Here is a 21724-nt window from a genome sequence, read left to right as displayed (position 1 = left end):
CGCACAGACGCTGTCTCCATTGCTGTGCTGTGATCCAGGACACGGTGTGACGCTTGCGCCACAGGCCCTTTGGCTTGGCGAGGAGCGATCAGGGATTGATGGCGAAGCGTGAAGTGAAGTGGAAGCAAATCCAAGGGATGGAGGCGACCATGGCGGGATGACCCAATGTCATGAAACCAAGACGAAATGATCCCGAAGCAATGGCTGCCCCCATTCCCTGGAGCCTCGCCTGGTGTGAGGACGGTGAGCTCGCTCATCAAGATCGCTTCGATCTCCTGCAGACCCTGGTGCTCTGCGAGACCCCGGAGGTTCAACTCAGTCTGATCGGCGCCATTGAGAAGCTCTCCCTGCGGCAGGTGAGTGTCATGGGTACCGATGATGTCACCGGTCTGTGCTCCTGAGACTGGAACCTGATTCCTGAGGCTGGATCTGGACCGGAGCTCAGAGGCTGTAGCGAGCCATGGTCCGCTGGCGGCAGGTGCTCTGGGCCACATCAAGGCCAGCACCCTGGTTCACCTGATCCACGAAACAGGAGCAGGCGAAAGTGCCAAGCCCCGGCGGGGGAACTTTGCGTGCGGCCTGAAAGGCAGCACTGACGGTGGCAAGACAGAACTTGCTGACGTGCTCATCCCTCTGGCCTGAACTGGCCGAGGCCTTGAGCAGCGCCTCGGCCTCCACGGCTCCCGCAAGCATGAGATCGGCCAGACCTACGAGAGCGAGGCTGGCCAGACGCGAGATCATCCCGATGGGGATGGAGAAAGTGCGCTGGCCGTTCGCCGCTGTGCTGGAGATTGAGGACATGGAGGAGCTGAAGAGAGCGCCGGATCGGCGTGCAGGCCTGACTCAGGCGTTGTGCCGGGTGATCTGAAGCTCTTTGTTCATCACACGCAGGCAGCGCAGAGCCTTGAAAACATCTTCGGGCATCCCACTGGGAAGATCCACAGTGCTGTGCGTGTCGAAGATCTGGATGCGTCCGATGCTGCGTCCGTTCAGGCCGGCTTCGTTGGCGATGGCACCGACAATGTTGCCGGGCTTGACCCTGTCTTGCCAGCCCACCTCAATCCGGAACCTTTCCATGTCGGCATCAGGAGGTGTGGAGGCTTCCAGGCGGCTGCCGCCAGCACGGGATGGTGAGCGGCGATCTCCGCCGCGGCGGTCGTCGTCGCCGCTGCGCTGACGTTCCCGGCTGGGGGCGGGTTGGCGCCAGGTTTCGGTGCCTTGCACCAGCAAGGGGCGGTCGCCCACGGCAAGTTGGAGGGCGGCCAAGGCCAGTTGCTCGGGGGTGGCGCTGATCTCGTTGCCCACCCGCTGCAGGATTTCGCTGAGCAGGGCCAGTTCCTGCTCCTCGGAGCGAGGTGTTCCGACCAGCGCGGTAAGGCGCTCGCGCAGGCGATCGAGCCGGCTCTGGTTGATGTCGGAGTTGGTGGGCACTTCCATCGGGGTGATGGCTTTGCCCACGGCCCGCTCCAGTCCGCCCAGGAAACGGCGCTCCCGGGGGGTGAGGAAGAGGATCGCGTCCCCTTTGCGGCCCGCACGGCCGGTGCGGCCGATGCGGTGGACATAAGCTTCGCTGTCAAAGGGGATGTCGTAGTTGATCACCAGAGTGATCCGATCCACATCCAGCCCCCGGGCGGCCACGTCGGTGGCCACGAGCACGTTCACCTGACCGCTGCGCAGTCGCTCCACCGTGCGCTCCCGCTGGTTCTGAGGCACATCGCCGTTGAGCACGGCCACGTCGTAACCCTGTTGCTCGAGGGCCTCGGAGACGGTGAGGGTGATTGCTTTGGTGCGGGCGAAGATGATCACCCCTTCGCTGCTCTCGGCCTCCAGCACTCGCGTCAGGGCCTCCAGCTTCTGGGCACCGTGGACCACCAGATGGCGCTGGCGGATGGTGCTGTTTTCTGCACCTTTCTGCTGGATGGTGACTTCAGCAGGGTTCTGCAGATACTTACGCGAGAGCCTGCGGATCTCAGAAGGCATGGTGGCTGAGAAGAGCACAACCTGCCGCTGCTCAGGCAGTTGTTCAAGCACCCACTCGACGTCATCGATGAAGCCCATGCGCAGCATTTCGTCGGCCTCATCGAGCACCAGGCAGCGCAGTCCGGAGAGATCCAGTGTTCCCTGGCGCATGTGGTCCATCACCCTCCCCGGGGTGCCCACCACGATCTGCACGCCCCGCTTGAGGCGAACGATCTGGTCACGGAAATCAGCACCGCCGTAGATCGGCAGCACCCGTACCTGGGGGAGCTTGGCGGAGTAACCGTTGAAGGCTTCTGCCACCTGAAGCGCCAGTTCACGGGTGGGTGTGAGCACCAGCACCTGAGGGGTGCGCTGCTGGGGATCGAGACGCGCCAGCAGAGGCAGGGCGAAAGCTGCGGTCTTGCCGGTGCCGGTCTGGGCCTGGCCCACTAGGTCGCGGCCGAGCATCAGCTCGGGAATCGCGGCCTTCTGAATGGGAGACGGGGTGCTGTAGCCGCACTCGGCGATGGCACTCAGAAGCTCAGCTCCCAGACCAAACCCTGCGAATCCACCAGTGGCCGGTGCCTCCTCAGCAGCTTCGCCGGGTTGATCGAGCGGGCCGATCAAGGTTGATTCGACGGCAGTGGCTTCGGCCGACGGTTGCCCCTCAAGGGCACTCAGATCGACGCAGCTGGAGAGTTGGCTGGGCTGGATGGAAGGGGTGGTTGTGATGGGATCGCTCGCGATGGGTTGGATTGGGGATTGGGCGGGATTGTTGCTCAGGTCGATCGAGCACGCAAAGCTCTCGCTCGCGTAGGACTGGGTCACGGTGAGTTGATGGGGCCTTGGCCTGGGAGTTCCTTCAACGCAGGCCGGCAGGTACCCGTATCTCGCGGCCACATGGCCTGAAAAAAGACTGCCTTGCCCTTTATCAAAGGGTGAGTAGTCATCGTAACACCACCCGTTGATGCTCAGCTTTGAGGCGGGTGGTCCACCAGCAGATCAGCCGATCGCCCGTAGTCGTCGGCGAAGCGCTCGATGTCCTCGTCAGTGAGGTCGTCGCCCCGTTGCACTTCCACGATCATCAGCCCCAGGTCTCCGGCGCTGGCACGGTGCATGGCCAGGGTGGGGATCGTCAGGGTGACACCCGGAGCTGCGTTCAGCTGAGCGCCATCGCATTCCAGGATTCCGTTGCCTTCCACAACCACCCAGTGCTCGCTGCGGTGGTGATGGCGTTGAAGGCTGATGCGGCTGGAGGGGTTCAGCCACAGTCGCTTGATCAGGTAACCCTGCGCAGTGGCGATGGTTTCGAACCAGCCCCAGGGGCGTTCACTGCGGATCACGCCACCTGCGCCGGATTCGGTCATGGATGATCAGCCGAAGGCGGCTGGTTTCCAGGCCTGAGCTCTTGCCTGGCTGATTTCGGCGATCTTGTCGTGGGCGTGCAGACGGCGCTGAATCTGGTTGGTGCAGCCCTGCCAAGTGGGTGGGGTGGTGCTGGCGTCGAAGCAGGCTTCGCTGCGGTCATCCAGCATCCGGCCCAGCGTCGGCTCCTCGCCTTGGGGTCCCGGCAACAGAAGGTAGTAGCGGATCATCCGGGCCGGGCTGGGGACTCTTCCAGTCTGTCTCATGGCGGCGGGGGTGTCAGTGCCGAGCCGCCTGGCTCAATGCTCCGCAGCAACAGACGCTCGGCGCCTCTGTAGCAACGGCTTCATCTAAGGGGATGCCTGCCTACTTGGATGGCAGCCAGAAACACGGTTCTTCATGCCCAGCCCCAACCGTCTCGCCGCCATTCAGCGCACCCAGGAACGCCCAGCGGCGGTCACCGCCCCCATCTCCTCCCTTGATGAGATCTGGGCCGTTGACGTCTTCAACCTCTCCAAGATGAAGTCGTCCTTGCCCAAGGACATCTTCAAGTCGGTTCAGAAAACCATTCAGCAGGGCGGCAAGCTCGACGTCACCGTTGCCAACGTGGTGGCTCAGGCGATGAAGGACTGGGCCGTCGGCCGCGGTGCCCTCTATTACGCACACGTCTTCTACCCGCTCACCAATTCCACCGCCGAGAAGCACGACGGCTTCATCTCCACCCAGAGCGACGGCTCAGCCATCTGCGAATTCACCGGCAAGGTGCTGGTCCAGGGTGAACCTGATGGTTCCTCATTCCCCAACGGCGGCATCCGCTCCACCTTCGAGGCTCGCGGCTACACCGCCTGGGACATCACCAGCCCGGCCTTCCTGATGTCGACGCCCAACGGCGTCACCCTCTGCATCCCCACGGTGTTCGTCTCGTGGACAGGCGAGGCCCTCGACAAGAAAACGCCTCTGCTGCGCTCCAACGCGGCCATGAACAAGCAGGCCCAGCGTCTGCTGAAGCTCCTAGGCAACACCGAAGTTGCCCCGGTGAACTCCAGCTGCGGGGCTGAGCAGGAGTACTTCCTGGTGGACAGCGCTTTCGTGAGCCTGCGCCCCGACCTGCTACTTACAGGCCGCACCCTCTTCGGCAATCCCTCGCCCAAGGGCCAGCAGTTCGACGACCACTATTTCGGTGCCATCCCCCAGCGGGTCCAGGTCTTCATGCAGGACGTGGAATACCAGATGTACCGACTGGGCATTCCCGCCAAGACCCGTCACAACGAAGTGGCGCCCGGCCAGTTCGAGATCGCTCCCTTCTTCGAGGCGGCCAACGTGGCCACCGATCACCAGCAGCTCACCATGACGCTGCTCAAGAACACGGCTCGCAAGCACGGCATGAATTGCCTGCTGCATGAGAAGCCCTTCGAGGGCATCAACGGCTCCGGGAAGCACGTGAACTGGTCGGTGGGTAACTCCACCCAGGGCAACCTGCTGGATCCAGGCAGCAGCCCCGAGGAGAACATGCAGTTCCTGCTGTTCTGCGGAGCTGTGATCCGTGGCGTCCATCTCTACGGGCCGCTGCTGCGTGCCGTTGTGGCCACGGCCGGCAACGATCACCGCCTGGGCGCCAACGAAGCACCTCCGGCGATCATCTCCGTGTACCTCGGCAGCCAGCTGGAAGAGGTGTACACGATGATCAAGAACGGCAACCTGGGCAGCACCGATCACGGTGGCCTGATGCAGCTGGGTGTCGACACCCTGCCGGAGTTCCCCAAGGATCCAGGTGATCGCAACCGCACCTCCCCCTTTGCCTTCACCGGCAACCGCTTCGAGTTCAGGGCTGTGGGCTCGAACCAGTCTGTGGCTGGCCCGCTTGTGGCCATGAACACGATGATGGCGGACTCGCTCCAATACATCTGTGATGAGATGGAGGCGAAGATGGCTGCCGGAGCCAGCCTCCAGGACGCCGCCACGGCTGTGCTCAAGGTGATCATGGAGCAGCACGGTGATGTCGTCTTCGGCGGAGACGGTTACTCCAGCGAGTGGCACCAGATGGCCGTCAACGAGCGGGGCCTGGAGAACCTGCCCACCACCGCCGATGCCCTGCTCGTGCTCGAGAGGGACAACGTCAAGGACCTGTTCGCGCGCACGGGGGTGCTCACCCCGGTGGAACTGCAGAGCCGCTTTGAGGTGTATGCGGAGCAGTACGTGCTTGCGGTGGAAGTGGAGGCCAAGCTGGCCCTTCAGATCGCCCGCACCCAGATTTATCCCGCGGTCATGGACTATCTCGGCGGTCTGGCCAATTCCCTGCGCTACCAGGAAGATCTGGGCCTACCTCCCGATCGCGCCATGGCTGGCCGTATCGCCAGCCTCAACCAGGAGCTCCTGGCCAACTGCACGGCACTGGAGGCGGCCGTCAAGAATCCACCCCACGGCCCCGTGGACCACATGCGCCACTGCGCTGACACCCTGCTGCCACTGATGCACAAGATCCGTGAGGCTGTCGACGGACTGGAGACCCTGGTGGATGACAAAACCTGGCCGCTGCCCACTTACCAGGAGATGCTCTTCGTCCGCTGAGTCTGTGCGGCAGTCATCAGGCGGGCAGCCACCCCTGGCCTTCGGGGGTGATCAGCACCGCTTGCTGCCGGGCCCTTGTCAATGCTGTGTAGAGAAGCCGCTGGTCCCAGCGGCCTTCCCTCTCCGGCATCAGGACCAGCACCTGTTGGTACTGACTGCCTTGCGACTTGTGGATGGTGATCGCGAAAGCCGCCTCCGCCGCGGCCATGCGGCTGGGGTGGACCAGCCGCAATCTTTCGCCAGCACCGCCGCTGCCGCCATTGCTTTCCTCGCCAGGATCCTGGCTTCCCCAGAACAGCAGCCTGCGCTGGCCCTCCGCCATCACCACCACCCCCACATCGCCATTGGCGAGGCCCTGCTCCGGCAGGTTGCGCCCACACAGCACGGGAGTGCCCGGAGGCCAGCCGGCGGGTCCCCGGCTCCAGTCGGCTCCGAGCAGCCGCTGGTTCAGGGATTCCACGCCCCAGCGCCCGCGCCGGGTGGGGGCCAGCACCACGCAGCGCTCCACCTCTTCCAGCAGCTCCTGGGTCAGGCCCTCTGGATCCCCACTCCAGCGGGCGGCCAGCTGAGCCAGCTGCAGCTGATGGGCCCTGAGCCGCTCCAGTAACTCGGCGGGTAATCGGCCTGATGCGCAGCGCCACCAGCTGAGGTTGTCGGAGGCCTCAAGCAGGCTGAGCTGTTGCAGAAATCCAGGGGTGTCTCCTCGCCGCAACCGGCCGGCAGCCAGGGCCAGGGCCCCGTCATTGCGATAGGTGGTGCTCAGCTCAATCGACGCGTCCCCCAAAGCCTGGCGCCTGGCCGGGAGCTGCAGTTCCTGCAGCACCGCCCCTGGGCCCACCGGGGCCAGCTGATCGGGATCCCCAACCAGCAGCAGCTGGGCCTCGGCTGGCAAGGCCTCCAGCAGGGCGGCCATCAGGGGGAGATCCAGCATCGACACCTCATCCACCACCAGCAGATCCAGTGCCAGGGGCCGCTCCCGGTTGCGTCCGAACCCCTCGCCGCGGCTCTCAAGCAGGCGATGCAGGGTGGTGCAGGGACTGGCCGTCAGCTGAGTGGCCAGATCCGGCGGCAGAGTGGATCCTCCGGCGGCGATGGCCTGGCGCAGGCGGGCGGCGGCTTTGCCGGTGGGCGCCGCCAGGTGCAGCCGCCAGCCAGGGCGTTCCTCCAGCACCGCTGCGAGCATCTGCACGATCGTGCTGGTTTTGCCGGTGCCGGGTCCGCCTCCGAGCAGCACCAGGCCCTGACTGAGCAAGGCCACCACCGCCGCCTGTTGATGGGAATCCAGGCCACCCCGCCGCTGGGCCCGCTGCGCGGCGGTCTGCAGGCGCTTTGAGCTCAGGGGCGGCTGCACGCAGGCTGCGGCCCGCTGCTCCAGTTCCGCCATCGTGCTCTCCAGCAGCAACAGCCAGCGCCGCCAGCCCACACCCCGTTCGCTGAGCATCAGCGGTGGCGGGGAGTCGTCAGCTGGCGGCTCAGGCTGCTGCGGGCTCTGGATCCAGCCGCAGCGCACCAGGGCCTGGCGGTGGCCTTCAGGCCAGTGCTCCACGCTGACGATGCCCTCGGGGGCCGCTCCGTCCAGGGGCAGGTGCAACTCACCGCGCACCAGGGCCGCACTCAGAGCCACGATCAGCTCAGCCAGCAATGGATCGCTCTTGATGCCGTAGAGCCTGGGCAGGGCTTCAGCCAGGGCTGGCCCCAGGGGGCCGAGGGTCGGCGGCTGTTGAGTCATCTGTGGAGTCATCGCTGGCCTTCCCGCAGCAGAGCATCAAGGGCCAGGAGGCGATTCAGCGGTGCAGGCTCCACGAACATCCCTGGCACCGACTGCTCCGCGATGGCCTGGCCCGGTGGTGGGCTGACGGCACCGGGGACGCCCCGCAGGAACACATACAGGTAACCGCCGAGATCTCGCTGGGGGTTGTAGCCCGGCAGACGCCAGCCCAGATAGCGGTGCAGGGCCACCAGATAGAGGTGGGCCTGGAGCGGGTAGTGGTGGCTTTCCATCAGTGCTGCCATCTCGGCCCGTCCGTAGTCGAGAGGGCCGCAGGCGAGGGGCTGGCCCTGGGGGTCGCGCTGTCCCAGCCAGTTGCTTTTCCAGTCGGCCACCCACCAGCGCTCCCGCCCATCCGGCCCCGGTGCGGTGAAGACCAGATCGATCGAGCCGGTGAGGAACCCGCGGCTGGCCACGTTCAGTTCCGCCAGCCGTTGGGCGTAAGCCCCGCTGAAGCACCCCTCCGGATGCCGGCTGAACACCTCGGCCAACCCCTGGGCGCGCACCAGGGCACGGCCAGTTGAGGTCTCCGCTCCCAGGGCCAGGGGCAGGTCGAAGGGCATTTCGCGCAGCTGCCGCCGCGGATTCAGCTGGGCCAGACACACAGTCCCCAGTGCCCCGCCCATCGGTGTGTGACGCAGCTGCTCGAGGAACTTCAGGGTGGCCGAGACATGCTCTTGATCCAGTCCAGCCCGCTCCAGCTCTCGCTCCACCAGCGTCCGGTGGAGCGGGTCGTCGCCGGGCTGGCTGTGATCGATCCGCTCCAGGATGCGGTGCAGGCAATCACCGGCAGCGGCGCCGCGGGGAAACATCGCCAGCGGTCCGCTGCGGGGACCCCAGGCATCTGGTCCCCGCTCCGGGCTGACGGGCCCATTGGCCTGAGGATCCGGGCCTGTCGCATCGGTGGCGGCACGATCGATGCCATCGGTTTCGCGGCCCTCCTCCATCGCCTCCGGCGCCAGGGGTCCCCCGTGGGCCCCATGGGTCCAGCTGGAGTAGCTGCTGCGGCCCCAGCCCGAGAGCAGGGGCCAGCGGGGCACCGGTCCGGTGCCCAGTTCTCCGGCCTCTGCAGGGGCTTGCCAGCGCACGGAGTTCTGCTGGCTGGGCTCGCCGCTGATCAGGCTGATCGGCAGGGCTCGCTGCTGGATCGCTTCGTCGAGAAGGTCGAGCCACTCCTGATCGGAGCGACAGGTGTAGACGTCGTCGTCGTTGGGGCCAAGGGGCGGAAGGGGGTGCCCGCTGAACAGCCAGGGGATCAGGGGATTGCTCCCCTGGTCCAGGGCCGGACCGAAGCCGAGCACCAACAGGTCCCGCGCGCGGGTGAGGGCCACGTAGGCCAGCCGTTCCCGCTCCGCCGCCAGCGCGGCCTGCTCCTGCTCCGCCGCCATCTGGCCCGGCCCCCAGCGCTGATCGAGATGCACATCCAGCTGGGGCCCGCTGGCCTGCTCCGGGGTCCAGCGACGCCCGATGCGGCGGTTGCCCCGGCGACTGGCGCTGTTCACCCCCTGCCAGAAATAGGGGCAGATCACCACGGGGAATTCCAGTCCCTTGCTGCGGTGCACCGTCACCACCCCCACGGCGGAAGTCACCGCGTCGCTGTGGGGCAGCTGGTTCTCCGGCACCGTTTCGGGCGGGTGCAATCGCCGCCGCCGCAACCAGTCGGCGCTGGCGGCCGCACCGAGCCGTTGCTGGTGCAGCCGCTCCTGCACCAGCTCCGCGCACTGCTGCAGGTCGGCCAGCCAGCGACCTTGCAGGGAGAGCTGTGCCAGCTCCTCACTGCGCAGCATCTGCCCCAGGGTGGCGAGCAAGCCGTCGCTGGGCAGGCGCTCGGCCAGGCGGGCCAGCTGGCCGGACAGGCGATCCCACTCCTGGCTGCCGGCTGCCGCCAGCTGGCGCGGACTCCAGCCCATCAGGGGGGAGGCGGCCAGCAGCCGCAGGCGTGCGTCGCTGCCGGGCTCCGCCAGGGCATCGAGCAACCGCTGCAGCAGGGCGGCCCCCTCACCGGCGAACACATCCCCCTGACTGAGCAGGCGGCTGGGCAGCCCACGGCGCTCCAGGGCCTCCCTCAGGTCTTCGGCTTGCTGGTGCCGGTCCACCAACAGGCAGATGTCGGAGGGTCGCAGGGGCCGGCTCAGCTCTGCTTCGCCCATCCGCCATCCGCTCAGCAGCAGATCCAGGACCAGGGCCGCCACCCGATCAGCCGTTCGGCTCTCCAGCTCGCTGCGACTGGGGGGCGCTTCGCCAGCGCTTCGATCGTTTCCAAGCCAGAGCAGCTGCAGGGGCTGCTGGCTCGCCGGCAGGATCAACAACTCCCCCCCATCCAGCCGGGCGGCCCGCAGGGGCGGCACCGGCAGGGCTGAGCGGGGCAGGCCCGGGGCCATCAGTCGGTTCAGCGCCTCCAGCAGGGGAGGTGAGGAGCGGAAGTTGCGCATGAGCCGGTGGCTGGCTGCGGCGGTCCTGCTGGCGGCGCGGTAGGTGTCGAGATCGCCGCCCCGGAAGCGGTAGATGGCCTGCTTGGGATCTCCCACCAGCACCAAAAGCTGCCGGGGCCGGGCATCCCCTGCCGCAAAGACCCGCTGAAGGATGCGCCACTGCAGAGGATCGGTGTCCTGGAACTCATCGATCAGCGCGGCCTCGTAGCGCTCTGAGAGGGCCTCGATCAGTGTTGGACGCTGGCTGCCGTCGGCACCGGGATCAAGGCTGCTCAGCAGGTCGCCGTAGCTCATGCGTCCTCCGCGCTGCCGTCGCCGCGCCAGTTCCGCCCGGGCCCAGTGGCAGAAATGGCTGAGCACCGCCTCAGCTGGAGCGTCCACCAGGGCCGCTGCCGCTGCCAGCAATCGGGGACGGGGCAGCCGCAGCACCGGTCCAGCCAGTGCCGCCGCCTGGCTGATCGGTCCTGGGTGGAAGTAGTCGGAAATCCAGCTGGTCTTGTCCTGCAGCAGCTCGGCGTAGGAGCCCGGGCACGGCTGTGCCTGCAGCCAGGCGCTGAGCAGCTGGGCGCGTTTGAGGCGGGGCTTGGCGCTGTAGGGCCCCTTGCTCTTGATTCCTGCCTGCTTGCGTTCTGCCGCTGCCGCGCAGAGAGCCTGTTCCAGCTCCTCACCCTCCTGCTCCCAGAGGGCCTGGAAACGGAGCCAGTCGGACTCCCACTGGCCAAGCCACTGGGGGGGCAGGGGCTGCTCAGGGTCCCAGCCCGGCGGCAGATCAGGGCTGGCCAGGGTCGGATCCCCCTCCAGCGTGGCCAGCAGGGTTTGCAGCCCTTTGATCTCGACACCCCGGCTGATCAGTCCCCGCAGGGCATGGGCCGGCAGGGGCAGCACCTGCTGCTGCCAGTAGTCGTGCACCACCTGCTCCTGCAGCAGCGCCCCGTCATCCTCGAGTTCCACCTCAGGGGCCAGTCCCGCTTCCAGGGCCTGACGCTGCAGGCTGCGGTGGCAGAACCCGTGGATCGTGGTGATGTCGGCGGCATCGAGCTCCTCAAGGGCCAGCAGCAGTTGGGCGCGCAACTGTTCGTAGTCCTCACTGGCGATGCTCCCGAGCCAATCCTTCAGTTCCTGATCAAGTCCCCCATGGCCCGCCGGATCAGGGGTCTGCAGCAACTGCTGGGCCTGCTGCAGCCGCCGGCCGATCCGGTCCCTGAGCTCGGCGGCCGCAGCCTTGGTGAAGGTGACCACCAGCAGCGACCGCAGCGACAGCTGCCGCTCCCCCACCAGCCGCAGCACCAGATGGGCAAGGGTGAAGGTCTTGCCGGTGCCGGCACTGGCTTCGATCAGGTGCACCCCTGGATCCAGCGGGAATCCGTTGGCCGCCAGCTCCCCAGGCGCTGCCGCTGAATGGGTTTCGGCGACGCTCATGGCTTCAGCTGCTGAAGCAGCAGCGGTTCATGCAGGGCCATGGCCAGGGCAGAGAACGCTCCGAAATCGCCCCGGAGGAGGGATTCAGCCGGGCAGTCGCGACCGAAGCAGAGGGCCATTGCCTCCTGCTCCCGTTCACCATCGGTCCAGGGGGGAGCCCCCTCCCAGCACTGCAACGCCTTGGTGGCGCCATCGCCGGGGCGATTGTGCTCGGCCTGGGCATAGGCCCAGCCGGTTTCAGGGGGCACCGGCCAGCAGTGGTGGCGGTGGCTCTGCCGCCAGCGGAGCAACTGCTGGAGCTGCTCTGCCGCGGCCCCCGCTGCGATCGCCTGCAGCCGCTGGGCCACCACGAAATGGTTCTTGTCGCGGGCGATCAGGACGGCCTGCCGCGGGGACTGGCCGCTGGCAGCCGCCAGCAACAGCCGCAGCCAGAGATCGAGACGGTGGGGGAGGCGGGCCCGGGCGGTGTGCACCAGCACCAGCAGATCGTCGCGCCAGTCGAGATCAGCCTCCAGGTCCCAGCCCAGACCTGGATCCTGCCGCTCCTGCCACCGGTGCCGCTGACGCCGGGGTTCCCCCAGCCGCTCGAGGAGCTGCTGCAGCGACGACCAGCGCTGGCTGAGGGCGTCAGCCTCCAGCTCCCCAGCAGTCAGAGGAGGCGCCAGGCCCCGCCCCCGCCACAGCCAGGGCCAGTCGGGCGGGGCGGGCTCATGGCCGCCGCGGGCGAGCTGATCCCGCAGCAGGCGGGAGCGCCGCAGCTCATCGAGGCTGAGGGCTTCGAGGTCCTCGACCGGCTCGGACCATTCCCGCGGCCTCAGGCCCAGTTGCTGCAGCCAGCTCTCCTGGGGCGCCATCAACCAGCGGCGCAGATCCTCAAAGGGATCGTTATGTGGCTCCTGCGCTGGTCCGGTGGTGCCGGACGCAGCCCCCGGCTCAGCTGGCTCCCGTCGGGCAAGGGGTTGAAGGGGTCGCGCTGCCATGGCCGGATCCTCGAGGCGCTGGCGGGCCTGGCGCAGGCGCTGGTCACAGCTGGCGGGCGGTCGCTGACCTGCCGGCAGAAAATTGCGGCGATCGAGCGGACTGACGGGGTGGTCCACCACCAGCCCCTTGAAGCCCTCCGCGCCGAGCTCCGCCTGGAGCTGATCCAGCCACTGGCGCACCGGGGCCGGTGGCGGCAGGGGGTCGCCCCTGCGCTCGTCCCGGCTGCTCCAGCTGATCAGCAGATGATCGCGGGCCGAGAGCAGGGCCTCAAGCAGCACGTAGCGGTCCTGGTCGGCTGGATCGGGGTCCCCCAGCAGGCGCTGGTGCTCCATGGGATGGAAGTCGGGCCGCTGGCGCCGGCGCGGGAACACCTCCGCATCGAGGCCCATCAGCACGATCACCCGGTAGGGGATGGCCCGCATCGGCTCGAGGGCACTGATCGTCAGGGCGCCGCTGCGGTGGCCGAAGCGACCGCTGTCAGCGGCCAGCCGCTCCTGCAGCACCGCTGCCAGCACCGCGGCCGGGATCGTCAGGGTGCACCCGGCGGCACCGGCGGTCCACTCGGCGATGGCCTGGTGAATCGAGATCAGCTCCCAGGCCCTCTCGCCGCCGTCGCCGAACAGATCCTCGAGCAGGTCTCTGAGGCACGGGCCCCAGTCCTCGGCACGGCGGCTGCGGCGTAGCTGGATCAACCACCGCTTGATGCGGGTGAGCAGCAAGATCCAGCGCCCCTGGCTCTCGGGCGTGCCGGAAAGGGGATGGGGCGCGCAGGCGCCGATGGCCAGTCCGGGCTGGTCGGGGAGCACCAGGCCCAGCAACAGTCGGTCGATCGCCCAGCTCAGGCTGTGTTGCTCGCTGCCGCCCCGCTCGGCCCCGTCCAGCCCCCAGCGGAAGCCACTGGTCTGGAGCGCCCTGGTGATGGCGGCAGCCTCCTGGGGCTCCAGTTGATGGTGCTCCTGCAGGACAGTGCTCTCGAGCAGGCCCTCCAGTCCCGAGGCCGTCAGGCGCTCTCCGGCCAGGCGCAGCAACTGCAGCAGGGACTGGGCAATGCCGGCGTCATCGAGCTGACTGCGGTCGGTGAGCCGCCACGGCAGCTCAACTCCTGTGGCGTCGCTGTCGGAGAAGACCGAGGCCAGCAGGGGTGCCAGCTGGTCCACCTGGGGAGTCATCACCAGGATGTGGCGTGGCTCAAGACTGGAGTCAGCGGCCAGCAGCTGCAGCAAGCGATCACGCACGATCTGCACTTGCCGCAGCTTTCCCGGACAGGGGTGGAACTCCAGGGAGTGGTCCTCCGGAGCGCGCTGCAGGGGATGGCCTTCCGCCGGCTGGGCAAGTTGCTCCTGGAGCTGCTCCAGCAGGCTGGGGCTGCGCTGGCTGGAGGATGCCGCCGTGGCCGGTAACAGGAATAGATCCCGCTCCTGGGCGTTGCCCAGCTCCGACTCCCCGGTGCCCTCCAGCAACTGCTGGAATTCCCCGCCCAGGCGGCCGAAGCGAGCCTCGAGCCCAGGGGTCTGCAGCAACCAGTCGAGGCCGAAGGGCTGCTCCACGGCCAGAGCGTCCTGAAGCTCGCGGCGGCGCTCGATGCAGCGCTGCCAGAGGTCGGCGCAGGGGGTGAGCAGGTAAAGGTCCACGGGGACCACCAGGGCCAGGGCCTGGAGCAGCTGCACCTGCACGGGCGGGGCGCTGCTGAGGCCGAAGAGGCGCAGGGGGGAGGAGATGGCTTCGCCGCTGATGCGGCCCTGACGCAGACGCTCGATCAACTCCAGGGCCTGGAGCCCGAAGGGTTTCTGCCCCAGTCGATCCCGCAGGCGCTGAAACAGCAGGGGCTGCCAGGCCAGCGACTCCGGCAGGGAGTCGCCGCGGTTGTCGCCGCAGCCCCCCTGCCACCAGGCCAGGGCCATGGCGGGCCTGTACAGGCAGAGGTCGTCGAGGCCATCGGCGATGGCGCGGGCCAGTTGCCAGAGAGGGGCATCCAACTCGCCCGCGTCGTTGCGATGTTCCAGCCAGCGCCGCAGCGGCGCGGCTTCCGGGGCCTCCACCAGCTGGGGCAGCAACTCCAGCACCGGCCAGACCAGGTCGCTGGCTCGCCAAGGGTCGCTCTCCTCGCTGCTGTCTCCCAGCAGCTGCTGAACAATGGTCCGCAGCTGGCTGCCGGGAAAGGGGAAGCGGATGTTGGCGGCGATGCCCCCCAGCTCGAGGGCCAGCTGCTCCCCCAGCCAGCGGCTGGTGGGCCAGGTGTTGACCACCACCGACACCGTTTCAAAGGGGTCGGGAGGGGCAAGAAGCAGGTGTTGTCCCAGGAGCTGGGCGAGCAGGTCGGCCCGGTTGCTGCGATAGACCGTCAGCATCGAGCCGCTCTCAGCAGGAGCCGGCCACCGCTTTGCCAGAACGCCGTCGGCCCAGGGCCGGCAGCTGGGACTGGATGCTGCGCAGGCCGGGCACGCTGATCAACTCGGCGGTTTCCGGGCAGTAGGCACTGAGCCGACCGCCGTAGCAGGCACCGGTATCGATCTTGACGATGCCGTTGGCACTGCGCTCGACCCGGGCCACGGGGGTGTGCCCGATGATCACATCCCCGAAGCGGCCGTCGTACTGGCTCCAGAAGGGCTGGCGGATGGAGAGGTGGGGCAACCAGGTGCTGGGATCGAAGCCAGCATGGGTGGCAACCCAGCCTCCGCTCCAGTAGGCCAGGGGCAGGCCCTCCAGGCGCTCCCGCCAGAGGCGGCATTGACGGCTGCCCAGCTGTCGGTAGGTGTCGGAACCCGCCAGGGCAGGGTCGCTGGTGCTGTTGACGCGCTGCCTGCTGAGAGCCTTGAGCAGGCTCTGCTCGTGGTTGCCCCGAAGCCATACGGCCCGACCTTCTACCACCAGATCCCAGGCCAGGATCAAGGTGCGCTCGATCTGGGGCCCTCGATTGATCAGATCACCACAGAAGATCAGACGGTCGCCCAGCGGCAGTCGGGTGATCAGGTCCTGGAGAGCCGTGGCGCAGCCATGGACGTCACCGATCACCCAGTGACGGGGGGACTGCGGTGTGGACGCCATGCAAAGGATGCGCCGAAGTGGAACTGCGCTACGACCAGTGTGGCCTCTGATCTCCACTTCTGTCAGCCCGATCGCGATCAGTCCTGGCGAAGATCGTTCACCTGCAGCCCCACACTGGTACGGTCCGACTCATGCGGCTGGGGTCTGATGAATCCTGCTTCCCTTCCGGTGTCCCAGAGAGTTCAGGCGCTGGTGAAGGCCCTGAACGGGGCAAAGCGCACCAATGAAGCGCTCGCTCGCTGTAGTGACGGTGAGGCGATGATCGACGTGCTGGTGGATGCCTCGCGCAAGCTGGGTCTGGGGCTCAGCCGCGATGATCTGCTGGCGACACCACCCATCCGCGACTGGATCTGGTGGAAGAACAAGGAAGCGCTGCTCACCGTCGGTGACAACGTTCCCCGCTATCACCAGGACGGAGGCCGGGGCCGTGCCCCGAAGTCCAGCGATGGTGAAACCCAACCCCGCCGCCGCTTTCTTGGCCTGTTCTGAGCCAGGCCTCCCTGGCAGGTCGAAATCGCCCGGCCAGACGCGGAAGCACAAGCGATCTGCAGTGTCTGTCCAGGGATCTCTCAAGGAAATCATCGGATTTCAGCCGGGTTAGGGCGGGTGCCAACTGACACCATGGACCCACAAAGACGTCAGCACCTCAACACCTTGATGACCACGGATCTCCACTGGCAAAAAAATGGAGAGCTGCATCCTGAGGATCTTGCTCGTCTGAGGGAGCGGCTTCTCGCCGATGCCGCCCTCAACCCACTGCAGGTTCAGCTGCTGGATGGCTGGATGCTCACCAAGCAGAAGCAGGCGGCCTGACAAGCAAGCGAAGGCGGCCTGATCCGTTCAGATCGTTTGCTGAGCCAGGGGGTCCTGAATGGTTGAACTGGGGGCTTGAAAGCTGCCCTTGGCGACGAATTCCAGCCGCAGTTTCAGAAAATCGATGAATTTCGGGTCGGTCGACACCACTGCCGCTGCTGGGTTGGGCACCGTGGTGGCCAGGGTCGAGAGCTCGGGAGCGTTCAGAAAGGCCGGGCGCTTGAGCAGCCAGAAATCGATCGCCTTGCCCACCTCGCCGTAGTTGCGCACCCGTTCGCGCAGAACCTCCTCAAGGGGTTCCTCCACTGTCAGAAATTGCTCACTGGCGGCGATGAAGTGATACGTGGTGGACGGGGAGGCGCTCATGGGGTGCTGCTGAACAAGGGTTCGTGACGTGGATTCTGAATCAGGGCGCGCATCTCTCTCACCGCGCTCTGCAATCCCACCGCAAGGGCTCGGGCCACGATCGTGTGGCCGATGTTCAGTTCCTCCATCCCCTCGATCGCGGCGATCGGCTCCACGTTCTGATACGTGAGGCCATGGCCGGCATTGACCCTCAGCCCCAGGGAGCGGGCCACGAAGCTGCCTTCCTCGAGTCGGGCCAGTTCCCGTGGTTGCTCATCCCAGTGGGCTTCGGCGTAGGCGCCGGTGTGCAGCTCCACCCAGCGGGCGCCGCTGGCACGGCTGGCCTCCAGCTGGGAGACCTCCGGATCCACGAACAGGCTGACGGGAATGCCTGAGTCCTGCAGTCGGCCCACCAGTCCCTGCAGCGTGCCGAGCTGGCTCACCACGTCGAGCCCTCCTTCGGTGGTGACCTCCTGGCGATGTTCAGGCACCAGGGTCACCATGTCCGGGCGAATCCGCAGGGCGATCGCCTCCATCTCAGAGGTGGCCGCCATCTCCAGGTTGAGGCGGCTGCGCACGGTGGCTCGCAGTAACTCCACGTCACGCTCCTGGATGTGGCGCCGGTCCTCGCGCAGGTGCACGGTGATTCCATCGGCGCCCCCCAGCTCAGCCAGCAGCGCCAAGGTGACCGGATCGGGCTCAAGGGCCCTGCGGGCCTGGCGCACGTTGGCGATGTGATCGATATTCACGCCAAGGCTGGCCATGGCTCGCGCAGGGACTCGTTGGCCTTTGATCCTATGGATCAGCTCAGGCCCAACAGGGGCCTTGGCAGGGTCGAGCCCAACCGCAGAGGCAACTGCCCGTGACCTGAAACGAAGCACTGCGGCGCCCTATAGCTTGCATCGATTGGCGAATGCGGCTTCAGGTGACGGCCGAGACGACGCAAGTGATCGAGGGACCAGCAAGGACCGAGCCGAAGCCCAGCTCCAACCTGGTGGCCCGGGAGAGCAGCGTCTGTCGCGGCATCAGTCCCGTCCTGTCCCCGCTGGCGATGCTGGTGACCCAGGACCTCGCCCTGCCCGGCTTCTTCAGCTCGATCGAGGTGCTGGGCCAGCAGCACCTGCCTCTGCAGGGGCCGGTGCTGCTTGCCCCCACCCACCGGGCCCGCTGGGATGCCCTGCTGCTGCCCCACGCCGCTGGCCGCCGGATCAGTGGCCGCGATTGCCGCTTCATGGTCACCGTCACGGAGATGAGGGGGATCCAGGGCTGGTTCCTCGACCGCCTCGGCTGCTTCCCGATCGACCAGAGACGGCCTGGCACCAGTTCACTTCGCTACGCCGTTGATCTGCTGGCCGCCTCAGAGCAGCTGGTGGTGTTTCCGGAGGGCCAGATCCGCCGTCAGGATGGTCCGATCCGGGTGCATCAGGGCCTGGGACGGCTGGCGGTCCTGGCCGCCAGCCAGGGTGTCGATGTGCGTGTGGTTCCGATCGGGATCGGCTACAGCCAGGCCCCCCCGCGCTGCCGGGGCCGGGCTGCCCTGGTCTTTGCCCCCGCCCTGGCCGTGGATGGAGCTGGCGGCCGCTCAGAGGTCCGGGCGCTCAACGACCGGCTGGCGGTGGCGATGCAATCAGCTGAGGAAGCGGCCCGCCTCGCCGTGGGCCGTCCCATCACTCCCCCGTAGAGTCCAACTGCCTTTCGGTGTTGTCCTCCGTGCGCCGGCCCCACCTTGCACTCGGGCTTGCCCTGGCTGCAACCCTGCTGTCTGCTGCTCCGATCCTGCCCCTTCAGGCTCAGGGTGAGCCTCCGAAGGTGCTCGAGGGTTCGGCTGGAACCTTCAACCTCCAGGCCGTCAAGGATCTGCTGAGCCGAGGTGATGCGGCCGTTGCCCGCGGTGACCTGGCTGCCGCCCGCAAGGACTACGACCAGGCCAGGGAGGCCAGCCTGCGTCTGCTCGGCTTCTACCGGGATCTGAGTGGGTCCTTCCGCGGCCTCGATGCGCGCATTCCCCGGGAGATGGATCAGAAAGGCCGCGAGTCGCTGGAACTGCTGGCCCAGTCCAATCTTCGTCTGGCTGCCCTGCTTCGCCGCCAGAACCAGCCCGAGGTGGCCGTGCCCCTGCTGGTCGAGGTGGTCAAGGTGATGACCCCAGCCCGTGAGGAAGGGCGCCGTGCTTACCAGACTCTGGTGGAACTCGGCTTCGCCACCATCCCTTACACCGCCGTCAGCGACGCCCCGGCAACCCGGTAAGGCAGCTGGTCTCTCCGGCTTCTAGATTCCGTCCGGAGTGGATGGAATCTCGGTCATGGTGCAATCGGAGCAGGTGAAAGAAGCGATCTGCGCCAGTCTTCCCGATGCCGAGGTGGAGGTAGAGGACCTCACTGGTGGTGGCGACCATCTCCAGGTGAAAGTGGTGTCCTCCGCCTTTGCCGGTCTCTCGAGGATCAAGCAGCACCAGTTGGTTTACGCGGCCCTGCGCCGTGAGCTGGCCAGCGAGGCCATCCACGCCCTTGCCTTGCAGACCACAACCCCCGTTGGTGTGGGCTGATTTTCCCTTCCTTCCCCCTTCAATCGTTTTACCCCTCGCCTCCATGGACAGCGCCGTCAAGCAACGCATCGACAGCCTCTTGAGCAGCAGCCCGATCGTGGTGTTCATGAAGGGCTCGAAGCTGATGCCCCAGTGCGGGTTTTCCAACAACGTGGTTCAGATCCTCAATTCTCTGGGCATGCCGTTCGAAACGTTTGATGTTCTCTCCGATCCCGAGATTCGTCAGGGCATCAAGGAGTTCTCGGAATGGCCCACCATTCCCCAGGTGTATGTGAACGGCGAGTTCATCGGTGGCTCAGACATCCTGATTGAGATGTACAACTCCGGTGAGCTGCGCGAAACCCTCACTGTTGCCTTGGCCAGCTAGGAACCGAGAGGAAGGCCGACTTCAGTTCTTCCATCCAGGCGATGTCCAGCCGTTTTTCCTGATCAGTTACGGCTGGTTTCGACGTCAGTTGCGGCTGTTCTCGAACAGGGTGCTGACATTGCCGTCGGGGCCGATGAAGCTGGAGGGATCCATGATCCAACGCTCGATCACGTCTTCAAGGCGCCGTTGATCCAGAGGTTGCAGCACGGAGCCGCGGCGTAGGGCATGGAGGTAGCCATCGGCGTAAAGCCTGAGTTCCGAGGGGCTGTGGTAGCGGCTGGCCAGGTCCTGGCAGGCGTCACAGATTGACTGGAAGTGACGGATGGCGTCAGGATTCTGCAGCGAGGTCATGGGGCACAGGCTGTCTGGGCGGGCGTGGCATCGATGGGTATCGACTGCTCACTGCGTGTATCAGGTAGCCTAGGGACTCACCCGTGGCCGCGTGTGGAGCTCACACCCAAGCCTGATTCCATCGATCCAAGCCCCGTCAAGCTGACGCTTGAGCCACGTACCGGCGGGGCCTCCACGTTGAAGCGGGTTCTGGTCGTCGACCCCCATCCGACCCTGCGAACGGTTCTGGCCCAGCGCCTCCGTCAGGATGGATATCTGGCAGCAGCCGTGGCCACGGCTGCTGAAGCCCTCCAGCTCTGCGACGACCAGACTCCTGATCTGCTGGTGAGCGCCGAACTGCTCGAGGAGAGCACTGCTCTGCGCCTGGCGGCCCATCTGCGTTCCCCGGTGATGGTGCTCACGGCCCGCACCGGCGCTGATTCGTTGGTGGCGCTGCTCGATGCTGGCGCCGACGACGTCCTGCGTAAGCCCTTCGGTCTTGAGGAACTGGCGGCCCGCTGTCGCAGCCTGCTGCGTCGCAGCGGTACCGGCCTGCAGGAGCGGGTCTGCGTTGGTCCGCTGGAGGTGCACCTGCTGCTGCGCCAGGTGACCCTGCGCGATCAGCCAGTGGAGCTCAGCCCCCGTGAATTCGCCCTGCTCTGTGCCTTGCTGATGCCACCGGGGATGGTCCGCAGTCGCCAGGAACTGCTGCGCATGGCCTGGCCTCCGTTCAGTGGGGGTCCCCGCTCGGTCGACACCCAGGTGCTCACCCTGCGCCGCAAGCTTGAACTGGCTGGCCTTGGCGAGGGCGGTGGCATCGAAACGGTGCGCCAGCAGGGATACCGCTTCAGCCTGGAAACTCTTCCTGAAGCGCCTGAGGCTTCCCTCAGCCCGGCTGGTGGTGTCCGTCCCCAGAGCGCTAGCGCCAGCTGAAGAACCGGTTCTGCTCAGCTCAACCCTGGGACACTGGCTGTGGGCAAGGCCGCGAGCACGACCAGCTCCCCCAGAAGCATGGCCAGGGTGAGAGCCGCCAGGGCCCAGTAGGTCCATGGCGGGGTGAGACGGCCCACTGCTGATAGATCCAGGCCGGTGGTGCGTTGCACCTGCAGCAGGAATGCGGGGAAGCGATCCACCCGCTGCGGCAGCAGCAGTCGGCGGCCATCCTCTGCCCGAAGGTAGTAAACCCGCCCGCCCTGGCTCGTGCCCAGGCTGGTGAGACCCTCCACCTGCTTCCAGCGAAGCTGCCAGCCCCGTCGCAGCAGCCAGGCGCACCAGCGCGGATGCCCCACCGTGATGCCTTCCTGATCGAGCCTGACCCGCTCACTCAGCAAGGCGGACACCAGCACGAATCCGACCGGCAGAGCAGCGATCAGCCACGGACGCAGGGTTGGGGTGGCCAGAAGTGGCAGGGGCAGCACAAGCGCGAGATAAAGCCCAAGCAGGGTGAAGCGAATCAACGGGGTCACCGGGTAGGTCTGGGATTGATCCGGCGCCGCTCCTGGCGGGTTGGAGGCCATGGAACTCAGCCCAGGCCGAACAGTTCGGCTTCGCGGCCACGCCAGAAGTTGCCCAGTCGCATCAGGTCGTTGTGGGCATCCTGTACCCGGCGCAGATACTCATCGGCCCCAAGCGAATCCTTCTCTTCCTTGAGACGACTCAGACGCAATTGCAGCAGCAGCCAGGGCTTGGTGAGGGCGTCGTTCTGCTCCAGATAGCGGGCTAAATCCTCGTGGCTTGGGGTCGGGACGAAACCCATCGAGCATGACCATCAATGGCGATCACCCTAT

At 66.6% G+C, this 21724-nt stretch carries 22 protein-coding genes; 9 read left to right on the top strand and 13 right to left on the bottom strand.

What is annotated here, in order from left to right; all coding sequences use genetic code 11:
• Positions 1-200: 200 nt before the first annotated feature.
• Positions 201-401 (top strand): hypothetical protein, encoded by a 201-nt coding sequence (locus CJZ82_RS09790; RefSeq protein ID WP_094555595.1) that lies wholly within the window; start codon positions 201-203, stop codon positions 399-401.
• A gap of 40 nt (positions 402-441) precedes the next feature.
• On the opposite strand, the gene CJZ82_RS09785 is transcribed toward CJZ82_RS09790, so the two are convergent.
• The 4 genes from CJZ82_RS09785 to CJZ82_RS09770 all read right to left on the bottom strand — a co-directional run bounded on the left by CJZ82_RS09785 (position 442) and on the right by CJZ82_RS09770 (position 3590).
• Entirely contained in the window at positions 442-801 is a 360-nt protein-coding gene (locus CJZ82_RS09785) for a hypothetical protein (protein ID WP_143593622.1), read from the bottom strand.
• A 42-nt stretch (positions 802-843) separates the two neighbouring features.
• Positions 844-2787 (bottom strand): DEAD/DEAH box helicase, encoded by a 1944-nt coding sequence (locus CJZ82_RS09780; protein WP_094555593.1) that lies wholly within the window; start codon positions 2785-2787, stop codon positions 844-846.
• Positions 2788-2930: 143 nt separating this feature from the next.
• Complete coding sequence (locus tag CJZ82_RS09775; RefSeq protein ID WP_198949723.1) at positions 2931-3326, bottom strand: phosphomannose isomerase type II C-terminal cupin domain; 396 nt, start codon at positions 3324-3326, stop codon at positions 2931-2933.
• Between the two features lie 6 nt (positions 3327-3332).
• The gene (locus tag CJZ82_RS09770) at positions 3333-3590 is read right to left on the bottom strand and encodes a hypothetical protein (protein ID WP_143593621.1); all 258 of its coding nucleotides are present in this window, start codon (positions 3588-3590) and stop codon (positions 3333-3335) included.
• 133 nt (positions 3591-3723) lie between these two features.
• Here CJZ82_RS09770 and CJZ82_RS09765 point away from each other — a divergent pair, with 133 nt between their 5' ends.
• Positions 3724-5892, top strand: coding sequence for a glutamine synthetase III (locus CJZ82_RS09765; protein WP_094555591.1), 2169 nt, complete (start codon positions 3724-3726; stop codon positions 5890-5892).
• A gap of 16 nt (positions 5893-5908) precedes the next feature.
• Here CJZ82_RS09765 and CJZ82_RS09760 read toward each other — a convergent pair whose 3' ends face one another.
• From CJZ82_RS09760 to CJZ82_RS09745, 4 genes are read right to left on the bottom strand one after another with little or no spacing between them, the layout of a single operon-like run.
• Positions 5909-7633, bottom strand: coding sequence for an ATP-dependent RecD-like DNA helicase (locus CJZ82_RS09760; protein ID WP_094555590.1), 1725 nt, complete (start codon positions 7631-7633; stop codon positions 5909-5911).
• Positions 7630-11511, bottom strand: coding sequence for a UvrD-helicase domain-containing protein (locus tag CJZ82_RS09755; protein ID WP_094555589.1), 3882 nt, complete (start codon positions 11509-11511; stop codon positions 7630-7632). Before CJZ82_RS09755 ends, CJZ82_RS09760 begins: the two co-directional genes overlap by 4 nt.
• A complete protein-coding gene (locus tag CJZ82_RS09750; protein WP_094555588.1) occupies positions 11508-14840 on the bottom strand; it encodes an exodeoxyribonuclease V subunit gamma in 3333 nt (1110 codons plus the stop codon). The genes CJZ82_RS09755 and CJZ82_RS09750 overlap by 4 nt, the downstream gene beginning before the upstream one ends.
• 10 nt (positions 14841-14850) lie before the next feature.
• Positions 14851-15537: a metallophosphoesterase gene (locus CJZ82_RS09745; RefSeq protein WP_094555587.1), complete on the bottom strand. Its 687-nt coding sequence runs from the start codon at positions 15535-15537 to the stop codon at positions 14851-14853.
• Positions 15538-15684: 147 nt separating this feature from the next.
• On the opposite strand from CJZ82_RS09745, the gene CJZ82_RS09740 reads away from it, so the two are divergent.
• Both CJZ82_RS09740 and CJZ82_RS18385 read left to right on the top strand, forming a co-directional pair.
• The gene (locus tag CJZ82_RS09740) at positions 15685-16026 is read left to right on the top strand and encodes a hypothetical protein (protein ID WP_094555586.1); all 342 of its coding nucleotides are present in this window, start codon (positions 15685-15687) and stop codon (positions 16024-16026) included.
• A gap of 168 nt (positions 16027-16194) precedes the next feature.
• Positions 16195-16350, top strand: a complete 156-nt coding sequence (locus CJZ82_RS18385) for a hypothetical protein (RefSeq protein WP_158218539.1) — start codon at positions 16195-16197, stop codon at positions 16348-16350.
• A 27-nt stretch (positions 16351-16377) separates the two neighbouring features.
• On the opposite strand, the gene CJZ82_RS09735 is transcribed toward CJZ82_RS18385, so the two are convergent.
• Entirely contained in the window at positions 16378-16716 is a 339-nt protein-coding gene (locus CJZ82_RS09735; protein WP_094555585.1) for an MgPME-cyclase complex family protein, read from the bottom strand.
• Entirely contained in the window at positions 16713-17459 is a 747-nt protein-coding gene (locus CJZ82_RS09730) for a pyridoxine 5'-phosphate synthase (RefSeq protein WP_094555584.1), read from the bottom strand. Before CJZ82_RS09730 ends, CJZ82_RS09735 begins: the two co-directional genes overlap by 4 nt.
• Before the next feature lie 149 nt (positions 17460-17608).
• On the opposite strand from CJZ82_RS09730, the gene CJZ82_RS09725 reads away from it, so the two are divergent.
• Genes CJZ82_RS09725 through grxD form a run of 4 tightly spaced genes read left to right on the top strand, consistent with a single transcriptional unit; the run spans position 17609 to position 19607 of the window.
• Complete coding sequence (locus tag CJZ82_RS09725; protein WP_198949722.1) at positions 17609-18376, top strand: 1-acyl-sn-glycerol-3-phosphate acyltransferase; 768 nt, start codon at positions 17609-17611, stop codon at positions 18374-18376.
• Positions 18377-18393: 17 nt separating this feature from the next.
• Entirely contained in the window at positions 18394-18942 is a 549-nt protein-coding gene (locus tag CJZ82_RS09720; protein ID WP_094555583.1) for a hypothetical protein, read from the top strand.
• A 55-nt stretch (positions 18943-18997) separates the two neighbouring features.
• Entirely contained in the window at positions 18998-19240 is a 243-nt protein-coding gene (locus CJZ82_RS09715) for a BolA family protein (protein ID WP_006170541.1), read from the top strand.
• Positions 19241-19283: 43 nt separating this feature from the next.
• Positions 19284-19607: a Grx4 family monothiol glutaredoxin gene (grxD, locus tag CJZ82_RS09710; RefSeq protein ID WP_094555582.1), complete on the top strand. Its 324-nt coding sequence runs from the start codon at positions 19284-19286 to the stop codon at positions 19605-19607.
• 84 nt (positions 19608-19691) lie between these two features.
• On the opposite strand, the gene CJZ82_RS09705 is transcribed toward grxD, so the two are convergent.
• Entirely contained in the window at positions 19692-19958 is a 267-nt protein-coding gene (locus CJZ82_RS09705) for a DUF6761 family protein (protein WP_094555581.1), read from the bottom strand.
• A 141-nt stretch (positions 19959-20099) separates the two neighbouring features.
• Here CJZ82_RS09705 and CJZ82_RS09700 point away from each other — a divergent pair, with 141 nt between their 5' ends.
• Positions 20100-20870 (top strand): response regulator transcription factor, encoded by a 771-nt coding sequence (locus tag CJZ82_RS09700; protein ID WP_094555685.1) that lies wholly within the window; start codon positions 20100-20102, stop codon positions 20868-20870.
• Between the two features lie 14 nt (positions 20871-20884).
• Here the strand turns inward: CJZ82_RS09700 and CJZ82_RS09695 are convergent, their stop codons facing one another.
• Complete coding sequence (locus CJZ82_RS09695; RefSeq protein ID WP_094555580.1) at positions 20885-21454, bottom strand: hypothetical protein; 570 nt, start codon at positions 21452-21454, stop codon at positions 20885-20887.
• 5 nt (positions 21455-21459) lie between these two features.
• On the bottom strand, positions 21460-21693 hold the full coding sequence (locus tag CJZ82_RS09690; RefSeq protein ID WP_094555579.1) for a hypothetical protein: 234 nt from the start codon (positions 21691-21693) through the stop codon (positions 21460-21462).
• Positions 21694-21724 lie beyond the last annotated feature (31 nt).

This window comes from Synechococcus sp. 1G10 (assembly GCF_002252625.1).
Classification (GTDB): domain Bacteria; phylum Cyanobacteriota; class Cyanobacteriia; order PCC-6307; family Cyanobiaceae; genus Regnicoccus_A.
The sequence above is the reverse complement of the archived record's forward strand: the minus strand, read 5'-3'. Positions and strand labels throughout refer to the sequence as shown.